This is a genomic window from Bifidobacterium catulorum (genome assembly GCF_003129925.1).
Taxonomy (GTDB): Bacteria; Actinomycetota; Actinomycetes; order Actinomycetales; family Bifidobacteriaceae; genus Galliscardovia; species Galliscardovia catulorum.
Genome location: NZ_QFFN01000029.1, coordinates 1 through 15,104, shown reverse-complemented (window position 1 = coordinate 15,104; position 15,104 = coordinate 1). Strand labels below are relative to the sequence as shown.

11 protein-coding genes are annotated in these 15,104 nt (G+C 59.7%); 1 reads left to right on the top strand and 10 read right to left on the bottom strand.

What is annotated here, in order from left to right; genetic code table 11:
* Positions 1-19: 19 nt before the first annotated feature.
* The 10 genes from DF200_RS08615 to nusA all read right to left on the bottom strand — a co-directional run bounded on the left by DF200_RS08615 (position 20) and on the right by nusA (position 13,411).
* Positions 20-2,206: a glycoside hydrolase domain-containing protein gene (locus DF200_RS08615; RefSeq protein ID WP_109137871.1), complete on the bottom strand. Its 2,187-nt coding sequence runs from the start codon at positions 2,204-2,206 to the stop codon at positions 20-22.
* 116 nt (positions 2,207-2,322) lie between these two features.
* Positions 2,323-3,012 (bottom strand): leucine-rich repeat domain-containing protein, encoded by a 690-nt coding sequence (locus DF200_RS08610; RefSeq protein WP_109137870.1) that lies wholly within the window; start codon positions 3,010-3,012, stop codon positions 2,323-2,325.
* 46 nt (positions 3,013-3,058) lie between these two features.
* A complete protein-coding gene (locus DF200_RS10705) occupies positions 3,059-3,649 on the bottom strand; it encodes a hypothetical protein (RefSeq protein WP_146192054.1) in 591 nt (196 codons plus the stop codon).
* A 261-nt stretch (positions 3,650-3,910) separates the two neighbouring features.
* Positions 3,911-5,092 (bottom strand): sensor histidine kinase, encoded by a 1,182-nt coding sequence (locus DF200_RS08605; RefSeq protein ID WP_109137869.1) that lies wholly within the window; start codon positions 5,090-5,092, stop codon positions 3,911-3,913.
* 2 nt (positions 5,093-5,094) lie between these two features.
* Positions 5,095-5,778: a response regulator transcription factor gene (locus tag DF200_RS08600; protein WP_158275824.1), complete on the bottom strand. Its 684-nt coding sequence runs from the start codon at positions 5,776-5,778 to the stop codon at positions 5,095-5,097.
* A 200-nt stretch (positions 5,779-5,978) separates the two neighbouring features.
* A complete protein-coding gene (ribF, locus tag DF200_RS08595; protein ID WP_109137867.1) occupies positions 5,979-7,139 on the bottom strand; it encodes a bifunctional riboflavin kinase/FMN adenylyltransferase in 1,161 nt (386 codons plus the stop codon).
* Between the two features lie 93 nt (positions 7,140-7,232).
* Positions 7,233-8,348, bottom strand: coding sequence for a tRNA pseudouridine(55) synthase TruB (gene truB, locus DF200_RS08590; RefSeq protein WP_109137866.1), 1,116 nt, complete (start codon positions 8,346-8,348; stop codon positions 7,233-7,235).
* An 88-nt stretch (positions 8,349-8,436) separates the two neighbouring features.
* Positions 8,437-8,952 carry a 30S ribosome-binding factor RbfA gene (gene rbfA / locus DF200_RS08585; RefSeq protein ID WP_109137865.1) on the bottom strand — a complete coding sequence of 172 codons (516 nt, stop codon included), beginning with the start codon at positions 8,950-8,952 and terminating at the stop codon, positions 8,437-8,439.
* Between the two features lie 179 nt (positions 8,953-9,131).
* Positions 9,132-12,062, bottom strand: a complete 2,931-nt coding sequence (gene infB / locus DF200_RS08580) for a translation initiation factor IF-2 (RefSeq protein WP_109137864.1) — start codon at positions 12,060-12,062, stop codon at positions 9,132-9,134.
* Between the two features lie 281 nt (positions 12,063-12,343).
* Positions 12,344-13,411 carry a transcription termination factor NusA gene (gene nusA / locus DF200_RS08575; protein WP_109137863.1) on the bottom strand — a complete coding sequence of 356 codons (1,068 nt, stop codon included), beginning with the start codon at positions 13,409-13,411 and terminating at the stop codon, positions 12,344-12,346.
* Between the two features lie 79 nt (positions 13,412-13,490).
* Here nusA and DF200_RS08570 point away from each other — a divergent pair, with 79 nt between their 5' ends.
* On the top strand, positions 13,491-14,489 hold the full coding sequence (locus DF200_RS08570; protein WP_109137862.1) for a hypothetical protein: 999 nt from the start codon (positions 13,491-13,493) through the stop codon (positions 14,487-14,489).
* Positions 14,490-15,104 lie beyond the last annotated feature (615 nt).

Sequence of the window (15,104 nt, the reverse complement as noted above, 5' to 3'; positions counted from 1 at the left end):
TCTCCCGTCCTTTCCCGCACTACCGAATCAACCGGTTCCCCGGCATTCCCCCATACTGCAATCCAAGATCAACGAAGGCTTCCACCTTTGTATCGCCGTCCCGGAATGGGAACCAACCAAAGCCGGGATTCCAATAAGAAAAGTGCAGCGCCGTGAAATACTCGCCCCCCATGTCGGCCGGCGGATTCTGAGCAAGTTTCACTCCTTTCTCAAGAAGTCCGTGACGAATATCCTGCCCTTCTCCGAGGCGATACCAGAAATCGGCAGTATGCTGAAGCGTAAACACCCGGTATGCCGTTCCGTTTATGGTTACTTGATTGGTAGTTGCCGGCGCTAATCCGAAACCATTGGATGACCAGTTCAGGAAATCATCCCACTGGTTGAACCATGGTTCTTGCATCACCGTTCCCGAACCAGACTTCGCTGTAATATAACCGCTGGCGATGCTTCTGCCCCCACTGTGGAAAAAGACCTTGTGCGTCTCGCCATATACCGACTCTATTGATGTCCCATAAGAGGTGATAAACGTCTCATCCGGTTGAATATTGTGGATGATCGTCCCCAATCCCGGAAAATCATAATGCTTCCTGACTGGGATTGCCATGCCGGAACGATTCACCGCGGCACGGTAAGTGAACCCCGCCTTATCCCCCAACGGCGGCGGAGCAATATAACCTTCGTCGCGAGTCTCCTGCATGATTCCGATATCCATGCCCGAAACCACGTCCTTATCGATTTCCAACGAGGTCGCGCCATCGGTAATGGTCACATTGGCGATTTGATCAAATGCCCAGTTCGACGGCAACCGGTATCCCATATTGCCGCTGAATCCTGAAGACATATCGCTGACGAAGCTCGCCACGGCATAACCGGCATTTGAGACTCGGGAACATACGTTGCGAGGACCATAGATTCCGACACGATAATCGGTCAATCCATTATGCACGGACCGGAAATACGGAAGAATGTTCGAGGTGACGTCGGCATCCATGGCATCATAATCCACGGCGAAGTAGATAATGGCACCGGCTGGTACCCCATGTTTCAATGCCGCCTCAATGGCCGACTTCGCGTCCGAAGCACCCTGCGTCGCCGTGAAATAGCCTGCATGATTGCCTACCGACTGGTAGATGGGGAATACCCGGATTCCCGCCTCAAACAGACGTCCGAGTTCTCCAGGACGAATCTCCTTGAAATCGCCGCCGATAAGGTATCGTCCGACACAGCCGTATCCGTTGGCCTTCAAAACTTTGATTCGGTCGGGCGTGATTTCGAATCGCGTATCGCAAGCCGTGGCGGTACGCGATTGGTCGCCATAGCTCACCATCAGTGAAAGCCATGTACTCAGATCGGCGATTCCGGTCGCGGGAAGCGCACAATAGGACTGGAACTTACTGATATCGGATGATGGGGCTCCTCCGCCGAATTCCCCATTGCCATATCCATTGACATACAGGCAGAACCGCAGAAGCCGGATGAAATCGGAGATTTCGGATGATGAATACCGTCTCTGACCATAATTGATCTGCCCGCCATTATAGGGAATCGTCGGACAGTACTTTCTTGTGGACGGGCCAAGCACGCCATTGGCAACGGAAACCGGCATCCCTTCCAGAGCCTGCAAAGCCAGGATGCAGGCCTTGTTCGTACTGCGCGTATACACACCATCGCATGGCATGATACCTGTATACGATTCGTAGTTGCGGTTCAGTTCCTGCTGGAAGGAACGAATTGCGGCATCGCCCCCGTATTGGGACAACAGCCTGAATTGGTCCATGGAAAGCAGTGCACGCATGAAGTTCGTGGTCACATCGGAATTCGGGTCGATCATCCCGGCATCGGTTTTCAGCTTGATGACGGCCGCCGCGACCAGTGTGTCGAAATGGTCGTCTATGGCATCGTCGGTTCCATAGTGGCCGGGATTATATCCCTTGCACCACAATGCTCCTTGCAGGATGGCGTACTTGTTGCTCTGTGCGGTGTCATTCACATATTTGAGAGGATTTTTGCTGTATGCGGCCTGAGAGGACGGACCGAAGTTGTCTGCCGTGGATGTAAGACCGAGTTCTATCTGCATCGCTCTGGTCAAGGCATTGATGGTTCCCCATCCGGTAACACCGTCCTCGGCAATGCGGTTGTATCGGGAGTCACCTCCATACGTTCTGTTCAGCCATTTCTGTGTTTTCAAAACCATGGAATCAGACATCGTTGTCTCCTTATTGTCGGGTAAAGCTCGCCCTCCCCGTTAGGGCGAGGACTATAAATATTTGTGGGTAATTATTGATTGCCGTAAGCGCCATCAACAACAGGGAGGCAAGGGAATCACCCTTGCTTCCATAGGATGATGTCGCTGTTCCTGGGCACGATCATCGAATCGTACATGGCGTGGGTCACATAGACCGAGACTCCGCGGTCATCTCGGGTACGTACGTGCTTCACTTCGCCGAGCGGGGTCAGATCACGGACAGCGGTACCTTGAAGATCAACCGACCGAAGGCATTTCATTCCACGTAACGCAGAGATATCGCTAAGATTCGGCAAACCGCTCAGATAGATGGTTTCCAAGTTGGGGAATACTTCCAATCCCGAAAGCGAGGTCAAATGTTTGAGCGCGATGCCGCAAGAGGGAAGCGTATCTGACAAATTATAACTGTTGGATACCCCTATCTGGTCGAAACCTTTAACGCTTTCCGCTTTCTTTTTGGATAGATGATCCGTGGGCCTGGCCCATAGATCACTGGCCACGCATTCCGCCAGAGTCCGGTCCTTGATTACGTCATAATACGTACCCAACGAATCGGTGACCGGTTTTTCAGGCTTGATCGGAGAAGCGGATGGAGAGCTTTCCGAAGGAGATCCCTTCGCCGCAGCAGGAGCCGATGCGTCGGCACCGGACTTCTCGGCGCCACCCGTCGGGTCCACCTCCGACGAGCATCCTCCGAAAAGCATCAGCGACAGGCACACCATCACCGAAGAAACAACCCGAATCGCATTGTAACGAGACTTCTTCATCCCGACATCCCCATCCGCATATTCCGACACCGCAATACCGCTATGCCTAATTCAACATCACCGCCCTGTATTTCATCAACCCATCTTTAAAGTTGTAGCAGTAATTGCTCGCATTACTCGGCAGGGGGCCTCTAAGAGGACTCCACTTCCAATGATCCCCATAGTCCCATGTTCCTTGGTAATAAATCGCGCCCTTGTTTCTTCCGGGACAAACGGTCTGCACTCCGCCTCCCCAGGTGTCAAAAGCGGTTTTGGAATAGTAGAATCCCGATCCGGTCCAGCAACGATATGAATATCCGCCCCCTGCACCAACCTTGGTAATCACTTTGTAGTGCGCACTTGTGCAAGCCGCTTCTTTTACTGCGCGTGTTTTGCCACCTGCATAATTCGGATTTGTCCAAGTAGGCTCCAATCGTAGAGGTTCCGAAATCTCGGAGACGGATCTTTCAGGGAGTCTTTCGTCAGAATCCGCATAGCCCACAACTCGGATTGCCTCAGGATTGAGAACACGCCCCTCCTCAATCATCATGATGGTGCCAGTGGATTCGTCTGCATGAACAACCGTCATCGGAACGGAAACGCCGATCAGGAACGTCATCACACTCCCGACAACAATGCACAACTTTCTTATTCTCATCGTCTCCTCCTCATCGTTGAGTGGTTAAACCTCGGCAGTATCCACGCTATCAAGTTCAACAAGGGGACCCAAGTATCGCATCAACTTTAGTTGATAGATGATTTGGCGTTCATGCCGTTTTTAGTCAAAGCTTAATTTCAGGCAAAGGAGAAACTATGAAAGCAATTGCTGTGTTTGTTATAATCAATTCCTTCCTCTCCCCATTCCCAGAATGTTCTCAGCCCATACCAACATTTGTATCTTTACAGCCATCAGTCTCAATCAGCGCCATTCAAGGTTTTTCCTGCCCGCCTGTCCTTCAGTGGCTGTGCAAACATCTTCATCACTGAACAGAACAGGAATTACGGCATTGTAAACCCATGAGCCATCTTCCTTGGAAATATGCATTTCGCCTCTGAAGAGGTGAATCATGTCATCCAAATTTTTCATTCCATATCCATGGGATAGTGTCCGCGGATTATCTGTACAAGTATTGGTCTGCACAACTCTGATATTGTCACGATCAAAGATAAGGCCAAGAAAATACACATCGTCTACACTCGTATGACGCATAATATTCGTCAGGAGCTCTCTGACCAAATCACACAAAAAACGGATATAACGCTCAGGTATCCCCGTTGAATCACCAGCTATTGAGATTGTTCCTTCGCGTCCGAGAGATTGCAGACGTTCCTTTCCTGAATCCAGAATGCTCCTTAGGTCCCCTATCTTCATCACATTTGTAATTCCGTGCAATGGCTCCATATCTTCTTGCGCATCTAAACAATCCATAACCTGATATAGAGAGCCGGCTGCCTTCTCTAAAGCCTCGCGCATCTTTCTCACTGTTTCCGAAGCAGGCAGAGTCTTATCTTGTGAGAGCAGAATCGCATAAGCCAGCTCACCTGACACCGCATCATGAATTCTCGTCTCCACTTGCCTTTCTTTCTGATACCGCCGTCGTTCTTCCCTAAGAACATAAACATCACGTTCCATATCTATCCTGCGATGCATCAACCCACCTATGCACCATGCAAAAACAAATGAGCAGGACATCATCATTGCGATAATCAATGAGTCATCAGCAACCTGAAAAATGCAGTATTGCAACATTCTCGCCAACACGGCGGCCATCATCATCGCCAAACCGTTTTTCCAAAAACGATGATAACCGAGAAAGCCCAAAGCAACCCAGACACCCCAATACTGGCTTACTCCTTCATTCAAAGGCAGCAACGAAAAGCAACAATAGATGAAAACAACTATTCCGCCGCCTTCAATCGGTCTGAAACGCATCAGCAACACGGCAAATATATGCGCAAGAGAGCACAGCACCGCAATAATGCGATGTGGAGGATTCATCTGCCATTCCAGCAAGGACACTACAACCACGACAGCTATCAATAGCGTCACGAAATCAATATTCGATGCTCGATCTTGCAGCCATCCTTTGAAACCAGTCATCCTCATTCCCTCGCCGTCACCCACATGCCCACGGCCTCGGCGCGATTGCGGGCGCCGAGCTTCTTCATCGCCTTGGCCACATGCGTTTTGACCGTGGAGGGGGAAATGCCGAGCCTCTCCGCGATCTCGTCGGAGGTCAGGCCGTACGAGCATAAATCCATGACATCGAACTCCCGTTCGGTGAAAAGCTCCTCTCTGGACGGTGTCGCCTTGCGGAGTTTTCGATATGATTCGTCCACGGCCGTGAAATGTCCATACGTTTCGAAGAGCCCGCCATCGGCCACTGCGACGACCGCCCGCACGATCTCCATACGGTCGAGCTTGGGAACAAGACCCTGTGCACCGGCGTCCGCTAACCGTTTCGCATATTTCATTGTCGAATACGACGTAATGCCGAGAATCGCCATGTTTCCATGCCGGGAACGGACCGCTTCACAGACACGAACGCCGGAGACGTCCTCCATGCTCATGTCGAGCAGCAGCACGTCCGGAGTGGTCTCGATGCGATTGCATCGAGCGATCGCCCTACGGCCGCTGGTCTCGCACCAGTCCGTCACGATACGAATCCTGTCGTCGGCAAGATTGTCGTATGATCCGCAAATCAGCCGGTCCAACATGGTGAGCGAGCATCGGTCATTGTCTACAATCGACACATGAATCGTCCGGCATCCCTGATCATTCTCCATGCCATTCAACATACTCCGACGGAATCCATTCATAAGAGGGAGGGAGATTATAACACGCATATCCCCGCAAGGCATCAACTATAGTTGATGCCCCGTTGACATGCGAAAGCCCCTCCGCATGACTACCGCACACGGGGGACTTTGAGAACGCTGCGGCGGACCGTCGAAATCGAAACAGCCTCCGGAGACCGCGCAGCACCCTACTTGCAGATCTCCTTGGTCTGCTCGACGTTGCGCTTGAGCTCGGCGACGAGTTCGTCGGCACCGTCGAACTGCACCTGGGGGCGCAGGAACCTTACGAACTCCACACGCACGTGATGATCGTAGAGGTCCAGCCATTCGGGGTTGCCGTCGGCGTCGAGCGGCGGCACGGCGTAGGCTTCGAGCACGCGGGCCTCCGGCTCGCCGAACGTGATCTTGGTGCCGATGGAGATGGCCGAGGGGTAGCGACGCTCCTCCCCCGTCTCGGGATCCACGTCGGTGAGCCAGCCGGCGTACACACCGTCGGCCGGCATGAATCCGGCCACGTCCTTGGCCACGTTGGCGGTGGGGAAGCCGAGCGTGCGTCCGCGCTGTTTTCCGCCGACCACACGGCCGTTCACCTCATGCGGCCGGCCGAGGATGTCGGCGGCCTGCTCGACGTGACCGTGCGACAGCAGATACCGCACATATGTGGAGCTCCAGACGCGGGCCAGATGATTCGGCACGCTTTTGCTCAGGGCGCGGCGTTCCGCCTTGGTCAGCCCGTTGTCGGGGTCGTTGACCTTGTCCATGATCTCGGCGGCCTCGGGCGTGTTGACCAACGGCACGCGCACCTCGCCCGGTCCACGGTCGTCGACCACGTCGACCTCGAACATGCGGGTGGCCTGGGCGATGGAGTCAATGGACTTCGGATCGCCGGCGCGTCCGGCGCCCATGCGGGAATCCCGGCCGAGCACGATGTTGCGCATGCCGATCTTGCCGACCAGCTGGCCGAGGAAGTACTGGTACGATTTCGCGCCGAAGGCCATGGAATAGCGGATCACGAGCGCGCGGTCGAGGCCGAGTTTTTCAATGAGGTCGAGCCGGGTGCCGATGTCGGTGAGCGCATACGGGTCGGGATAGAATTCGCCGAGCGGCAGTTCGGCGCCGTCATGCTCCTGCGCGTACTTGCGCACGACCGTCGGACGCGGGTCGAACACGACCGCCACCGACTCGCATCCGTAGCTTTTCGCCAGGTCGACGGTGCGTTTGAGCACGGCCTGATGGCCGCGGTGCACGCCGTCGAAATTGCCCACGGCCACGACGGACCGCTTGTCCTGACCGAACGGCGGCCATGCGAGATCGCCTTCGGTGTCGGGGACGAGTGTGTTGATTCGCATCAATGTTCTACTCCAGTGCTCGTGATGGATGATATGCGTGTTCTCGCGATATGCCTCTTGCTGAGGCACAAGCTTAACGGGGCCGGCGAACGTCTATTCCGAGGGGAGCACGACGACTGGTTTCGACTGCCGTCGGTTCGCCGGCCCGATGATGGCGACGAGTTCGTCATCGTGGGAGCTGTCCGCCGCCGCGGGCAGGATGGCCGCCGCCGTATCGTCGCCGCGACGTGCAATCCACCGTCCGAACCGCAGTTCCCTCGCCTCGTCGGCGGTCACGTCGACACATGGCATGGTGAGTCTCGCGCCCGCCGCCATCGGCAGGGCGTGTTCCAGCAGAAGGTCGCGACGAGGATCGCCGCCGTCATCGGAGGCGGCGGTGCCGTCGGTTGCATCGGCATCGGGATAATCGATGACGCAGCGGTTGCGCGTGATGGCCTCGCCGTCGCGATTGGTGAACGTGCGGCTTTCGGCGTGGGCGGTGACGACGTCGGCCGTGGCCGCGCCGAATGCGCCGACGCGGGTGCGTCGCAGCATGGTCAGATGTCCGCCGACGCCGAGACGGTAGCCGAGGTCCCGGGCAAGTGCGCGGATGTACGTGCCCGACGAACAGGTGACGCGAACGGTGAGGTCGGCCACCGGATCGCCGTTCCGCGCGACATCCGGGGTCGGCCCGTCGATGACGGTGAATTCGCCGATGACGATGGGCCTGGCCTTGAGTTCCACATCCTTGCCTTCGCGTGCCAGGTCGTAGGCGCGTCTGCCGTTGATCTTGATGGCGGAGAACATGGTGGGCGTCTGTTCGATGCGTCCGGTGAAGTCCTCGGCTATGGTCCGCTCGATGGTGTCGCGGTTCAGTGTCGAGATATCCCCGGACATGTGCGCATCGGTGTGGATGGCTGGGGAAAACCCGCCGTGCGCGACCTTGTCGGACCATGGCATGACGTCGCCGTCGGCGTCGTCGGTCGTGGTGAACTGGCCGAGTCGTATCGTGGCCTCGTAGGTTTTGTCGGCGCCGACGATGTAGTTGAGCAGTCGTGTGGCGTTGCCGAATCCGATGACGAGTATGCCGGTGGCCATGGGGTCGAGCGTGCCGGCGTGGCCGACGCGTTTCATGTGCAGTCCGCCGCGGATGGCCGCCACGACGTCATGGCTGGTCACGCCTTTGGGCTTGTCGACGATGAGGATTCCGGATTCGGAGGGGTTGGACATGATGGATGCCTCCTCGGCCTGTCTGCGACGGCGGCTCCCCCTGTTTTTTTGGGGAGCCGCATATGACGGTATGAACGGGATTCGATGTTTATGCCTCGGCGCCGGCGTCCTCGGTCTCGGCATTATCGTCGTCGGAGGAGATGGCGTCGGAGGAGATGGCGTCGTCATCCTCCTCGGGATGCCGGTACGGGTCGGCATCGCCGGCGTACTGGGCGGTGGCGCGCCGCTTGGCGAGCTCCTCGTCACGTTTGCGCGCGGCGATGAGGATGTCCTCGATCTCGGTGGCCTCGCCGGGAACCTCGTCGTATTTGAATTCAAGGACGGGCGTGAGACGTAGGCCCGCCTTGCGTCCGACGTGCGAACGCAGTCGTCCTTTGGCCTGGTTGAGGGCCTGTGCGGCGCGCTTGCGCTGCCCCTGCTCCTTGCCTTCCTCACCCAGCTGGGTCCAGAAGATGCGGGCGATCTGCATGTCGTTGGTCACTCGTACGTCGGTGATGGTGACGCCGAAGAGACGCGGGTCATGCAGCTCGGTTTCGAGGGACTGCGCGACCACGCGCTTGATGAGGCCGGCGATGCGCACGGCCCGTGGGTTGGTACCAGCCATATGGTGTTCCTTTCACATATACAATTGGCTCCCCTCGGGAGGGGAGCTGTCGGCTTTGCCGACTGAGGGGAGGATGCCACGTACGAATCGGATACGTGTTGCTTCCCTCAGACCGCCTTCGGCGGACAGCTCCCCTCAGGGAGGGGAGCCCGGGATTCATGGAATCGCGCGCATGCCGATTACTTGCGTTCGACTTCGCGCATCTCGAAGGTCTCGATGATGTCGCCTTCCTGGATGTCGTTGAAGGAGCCGAGGTTGATGCCGGCCTCGTAGCCTTCCTTGACCGACTGGACGTCGTCCTTGAAGCGACGCAGCGAGGAGATCTCCAGATCGTTGACCGTGGCGACGCCGTTGCGCAGGATACGGCACTTCGTTCCGCGCTTGACCTCGCCGTCCTGCACCATGACACCGGCGATGTTGCCGAACTTGGAGGAACGGAAGATTTCGCGGATCTCGGAGTGGGAGGTGACGACCTCCTCGTATTCCGGCTTGAGCATGCCCTTGAGGGATGCCTCGACGTCCTCGATGGCCTTGTAGATGATCGAGTAGTACTTGATCTCCACGCCCTCGCGTTCGGCCAGATCGGCGACCTGACGGTTCGGACGCACGTTGAAGCCGATGATGACGGCCTTGTCGACCGTGGCGAGGTTGACGTCGTTCTGCGTGATGGCGCCGACGCCGCGGTGGATGACCTGGATGCCGACCTCGTCGGAGACCTCGATCTTCATCAGGGAGTCCTCAAGCGCCTCGACGGAGCCGGAGGAGTCGCCCTTGATGACGATGTTGAGCATGTCGATCTCGGACTTGGCGAACTGCTCCTTGAGGCTCTCAAGCGAGACGACCTTGCGGCGCTTGGCCAGCTGGGCGGCACGCTCGGTGGCCTGGCGCTTCTCGGCAATCTGGCGTGCGGTGCGGTCGTCGGGGGCCACGAGGAAGAGGTCGCCGGCGGTGGGCACGGAGGTGAGACCGAGCACCTGCACCGGGGTGGAGGGCGCGGCCTCCTTCATCTGCTGGCCGTTCTCGTCGAGCATGGCGCGGACGCGGCCGTACGAGGTGCCGGCCACGATGGCGTCGCCGATGTGCAGGGTGCCCTGCTGGACGAGCACGGTCGCCACGGCGCCGCGGCCCTTGTCGAGACGGGCCTCGACGGTGGCGCCTCGGGCGTCCATGTCGGGGTTGGCACGCAGGTCGAGCGTGGCGTCCGCGGTGAGCAGAACGGCTTCGAGGAGCTTGTCCACGTTGATGTTCTGCTTGGCGGAGATGTCGACGAACATGGTGTCGCCGCCGTACTCCTCCGGCACCAGACCGAACTCGGTGAGCTGTCCGCGCACCTTCTCGGGGTTGGCGCCCGGCTTGTCGATCTTGTTCACGGCGACCACGATCGGCACGTTGGCGGCCTGGGCGTGGTTGATGGCCTCCACCGTCTGCGGCATCACGCCGTCGTCGGCGGCGACCACGAGGATCGCGATGTCGGTGAGCTCGGCGCCGCGGGCACGCATGGCGGTGAACGCCTCGTGGCCAGGGGTGTCGAGGAACGTGAGCTTGCGGTGTTCGCCGTTCAGGTCCACGGACACCTGATAGGCACCGATGCGCTGCGTGATGCCGCCGGCCTCGCGTGCGATGACGTTGGTCTTGCGAATCGTATCGAGCAGTCGGGTCTTACCGTGGTCGACGTGGCCCATGACGGTCACGACCGGCGGACGCGGCTTGAGGTCCTCGTCGTCCTGCAGCTCCTCCTCGTCAAGATCGATGTCGAACTGCTGGAGCAGCTCCTTGTCCTCCTCCTCGGCGGACACGATCTTGATGTTCCATCCGATCTCCTCGCCGAGGATCTGGAAGGTGGACTCGTCCAGGGACTGCGTGGCCGTGGCCATCTCGCCCAAGTGGAAGAGCACGGTGACGAGGGATGCGGCGTTGACGTTGATCTTCTCCGCGAGATCGGCCAGCGTGGCGCCCTGACGGAGCTTGATGGTCTGACCGTTACCGGTGGGGATGCGAACACCACCGATGACGGGAGCCTTCATCTCCTCGAACTCCTGCCTCCTGGCATGCTGACGCTTACGCGCCCTTGAGGACTTGCCGCCCTGACGACCGAACGCGCCCGCGGTGCCTCCACGGCCTCCGCGGCCGCCCGGACGCCCGCCGCTGTGCTGGGGTCCGTTGTTCGGACCGCCGCCCTGACCCGGACGGGCGCCGCCGAAGCGGCTGCCACCGGTACGGGTGCCGGTGCCGGAGCCTGCGCCCTGACCCGGACGGCTGTGGCCCCACTGGCCCGGCCTGCCCTGACCCGGACGCGGACGACCGCCGCCCTGACCCGGGCGGGGACGACCTCCACGGCCACGGCTGTTGTTCACCGTCGGACGCGCCATCGGATGCGGACGCGGGATGTCTCCCGGAGTGGGCACGCTCATGCCCTGCTTGCGGCTGAACGGATTGTTGCCCGGACGCGGGGTGCCGGTGGCGTGCGGACGAGGCGTCGCCGAGGCGTTGCCGCCATTGCCCGGGGCCGGACGCTGTCCGCCGGGACGCGGACCACCGTGCTGCTGGGGACGGCCCTGCTGCTGCGAACGCTCCTCGTTGCGGCCACGGCCGCCACCGCGACGATCGCCGGGACGCGGAGCCGACGGGCGCGCCCCCTGGGGATGCGGCCTGCCGCCGCGACGCTCACCGCCACGGGACTCATGCTGGCCGCGGGCGCCCTCGCGCTCACGACGGGACTCGTGGCGGTCCTCGTGCTGGCCGTCACGGAAGTTGTTGCGCGGCGCATGCGGCACGGCACCGCCGCGGCCGGATTCGCCGCCCGAACGACGTCCCGGCTTCGGGGCCGCCGGACGCGGGCCCGGTGTCGGGACGGCGGCCGAGGACTCGGACGCCTCCGGCTTGTGCGCCGCTGCCGGCTTCGGCTGATGGCGACGCGGGGCCTGGGGCTTGTGCGAGCCCTTGTCTCCGCCGGACTGCTGGAACTCATTCCTCAACTTGCGCACCACAGGCGCTTCCACGGTTGACGAGGCCGACTTCACGAACTCGCCCATGTTCTTGAGCTTGTCAAGAACGGTCTTGCTTTCTACGCCAAACTCCTTGGCCAATTCATATACGCGTGCTTTGGGCACTAATATCTCCTATTCCCGACCGCGCGTATACGATTGCGTACGGTTTTCCGCGCGATCACTGATCACTGATGGCGAACATGTGCTGTCTCATCGTGCGACCATGGTGTTGTTACCTCGTTCTGAAAAATCCTGAAAGAAGGCATGGCTGCCCTCATCATCAGACTCCGACATAAGCATACTCATGCCTATGGATTGCGGGCATACGAAAAACGCCGAAGGTGTCGCCGCATCCGACGGCCCATCCTTCGGCGTCCCACGACGCCCGCGTCACGGGAGGGGAATCACTCCGCCGAGGACTCCGCAGAGGCCTCCGCCTCGGCCTCCTTGGCGGCCTGCGCCGCCTTGCGCGCGCGCACCTCCTCGGATTCGATGCCGATCTTCCAGCCGGTCAGCTTGGCGGCGAGACGGGCGTTCTGCCCCTCCTTGCCGATGGCCAGCGACAGCTGGTCGTCGTGGATGAACGCGATGGCCGTCTTGTTCTTCTCGCTGACGACCTGCACCTTGGTGGCATGGGCCGGTGACAGGGCCGCGGCCACGAACTGCGCCGGATCGGCCGACCAGTCGACGATGTCGATCTTCTCCTGGCCGAGGTTCTCCATGACGGCGCGCACACGGGAGCCGCCGGGGCCGATCAGGGCGCCCTTGGGGTTCACGCCCTGCGCGTTGGCGCGCACCGCGATCTTGGTACGGGCGCCGGCCTCACGCGCGATCGACATGATCGACACCGCGCCGCTGGCCAGTTCCGGCACCTCGCGCTCGAACAGGCGACGCACCAGCTCCGGATGGGAGCGGGAGACGATGATCTCCGGCCCCTTGAGGCCACGGTTGACGTTCACCACGTAGACGCGGATGCGCTCGCCGTGACGGTAGCGTTCGCCCGGCACCTGCTCGCGGCGGGGAAGAATGGCCTCCACGTCGCCGACGGCCACGTGCACGTTGCCCGGGTCCTTGGCGTCCTGCTGGACGATGCCGGTGATGAGATTGCCCTTCTGCCCGGAGAACGCGCCGAAAACCTTTTCGTCGGCGGCCTTGCGGAACAGCTGGGTGATGACCTGACGAGCCGTGGCGGCGGCGAGACGACCGAAGTTGTGGGGGGTGTCGTCGTACTCCTCGCCAAGCACCGGGGCCGGATGAGGATCATCCTCGGTCGGTTCCTGGGGAATCTCATCCTGGGCCCATACGGTGAACGTTCCGGCGCGGGAATCAAGCTCGACGCGAGCATGCCTTGCCGCATGCGCGGTCTTCAGGTAGGCGAGACGCAGGGCCTCCGCCAATGCGTTATCCAAAGTCTCGGCATCTATGCCCTGCTCAGCGGCGAGTTTGTGAATGCCTGCCAAGTCCAATTCCATGCCCAAGACCTCCCATATGAAGTTATACGCGGACACCTTGCCCGCAACTGGTCTGCAACGGCTACTAGTCTAACGATTCATGCAGACACTATGCGCCCACGGCGAATCCACGTCCCCCATCAAGCGCGTCTCCAAGGTCTTCGGCAATGGCCCGCACACGTTGCGGCGTCCGTTCATCGCCTCGCTCGCCGCCATCGCGGCCGCCATGACTGCCGTCGTCTGCACGCTCGCCCTCGCGATTCCCGCGCACGCGCTGCCCGGCGTCGCGGGCCGCGGCGACGACGCCGAACTCGGACCGTGCGAGCAGGCGCTGCAGTCCGGATACCGCAACCGTTCGATCTACCGGTCGTCGATGCCATCGTCGACGCGCCTGCTCGCGGCGATGAGCGCGCGCAACGCCTGGCGCACCGTCGCACTGGACTGCCCGCAACGATTCGTCGAAGGCACGGTGCGCAGCGCCTATGCCACGTTCGCAGCCACAACGCTGGCCGACAGGCTCGGCGTCTCGAACATCGTCGTCGAGCCCGGCACCCGCCTCGACGACAACACCGGTCTCGACCTCGACGCCGACGCCCTCGCCGCCATGTCCCTGGCCGAGGACCGCGCCGGCTTCGCCTACGAGGTCCTCGCCGCCAGGCGCGGCGCGAACGCGCAACTGTATGCGTTGAGCAACGAACGCAAGACCAACGCCCAGCTGCTGGCCACGGCGGTGAAGCAGTCCAAGGACCCGAGGCAGAAAGTCTATTCCATCGCCGCCATCGCATCGAATCCTTCCGAGACCACGGATCCGAGCACGGGGCTGTCCGCGCCGACGACCGCTGTGATCGAGATGAACTGCGCGCTCGCACAGCTGGCCGCGTTCGACGGCGGGAATGCGTCCGACGACGGTGTGGATGCGATGTCCGGCTCCTCCGCATCCGGCGCCTCCGGCTCCACGGAATCCCCCTCCGGCGCCGACGTCGGCATCACCGATAAGCAGAAGCCCGGCATGGCGACCGTTTCCTCCCTCATCGCCGGCCACATCGCCCAGGCCCTGTCCGACGGCTACCCCGCCATCGACTCCGCCCTGCTGAAGTAAACGACGGCGGTTTTTCGTCGGGAATCGTCGCTCGTCCTTTATAAACGCGGCGATGCCAATGGTTTCGGCATAAACATAAACATAAAAACGGTTTCGGCATGAAAAAAGGGATTCCGGCAGTTAGCCGAAATCCCCAAGGGCGGATAAGGCGAGATTCCGCTAATAGTGCTAGAAACTCTTATTTTTCAACGTTTTTTATCTCATCTTCTAACATTTCCCCCTTATATACCCCTTTTACTTGCCGGTCAATAGCATCAACACGCACCCCAACGCCCATGACGCACCGATTGGGAAACGTCTTGGAGATCAATCATCTCCTACCTGACCGCACCATTACTTCCCAATGCCTGAAATCGCAAAACGTTGCAATTATTGACTTATGTCACTTAGGACACTTGAGACAATCACTTAGGACATGCCTAATGCATTGCAATTATTGACTTATGTCACTTAGGACAAGTTATTTCACACTCTCTCCGGTAGGTGTTGTTTTGGGGCAAGCGAATCTTTGATTCGCGCGGCAGCGTTGCGTTTCCCGGGGCGTGGATGACGGCGCCTGCATGCTGGAATGGTTTCGCGCGGTCCCCTGTATGGCTGGGGGTGGCCGGTGATTCC

Excerpts from the sequence above, each read along its gene's own strand:
- DF200_RS08615 (WP_109137871.1), bottom strand. The coding sequence starts at position 2,206 with ATGTCTGATTCCATGGTTTTGAAAACACAGAAATGGCTGAACAGAACG.
- DF200_RS08610 (WP_109137870.1), bottom strand. The coding sequence starts at position 3,012 with ATGAAGAAGTCTCGTTACAATGCGATTCGGGTTGTTTCTTCGGTGATG.
- DF200_RS10705 (WP_146192054.1), bottom strand. The coding sequence starts at position 3,649 with ATGAGAATAAGAAAGTTGTGCATTGTTGTCGGGAGTGTGATGACGTTC.
- DF200_RS08605 (WP_109137869.1), bottom strand. The coding sequence starts at position 5,092 with ATGACTGGTTTCAAAGGATGGCTGCAAGATCGAGCATCGAATATTGAT.
- DF200_RS08600 (WP_158275824.1), bottom strand. The coding sequence starts at position 5,778 with ATGGAGAATGATCAGGGATGCCGGACGATTCATGTGTCGATTGTAGAC.
- ribF (WP_109137867.1), bottom strand. The coding sequence starts at position 7,139 with ATGCGAATCAACACACTCGTCCCCGACACCGAAGGCGATCTCGCATGG.
- truB (WP_109137866.1), bottom strand. The coding sequence starts at position 8,348 with ATGTCCAACCCCTCCGAATCCGGAATCCTCATCGTCGACAAGCCCAAA.
- rbfA (WP_109137865.1), bottom strand. The coding sequence starts at position 8,952 with ATGGCTGGTACCAACCCACGGGCCGTGCGCATCGCCGGCCTCATCAAG.
- nusA (WP_109137863.1), bottom strand. The coding sequence starts at position 13,411 with ATGGAATTGGACTTGGCAGGCATTCACAAACTCGCCGCTGAGCAGGGC.
- DF200_RS08570 (WP_109137862.1), top strand. The coding sequence starts at position 13,491 with ATGCAGACACTATGCGCCCACGGCGAATCCACGTCCCCCATCAAGCGC.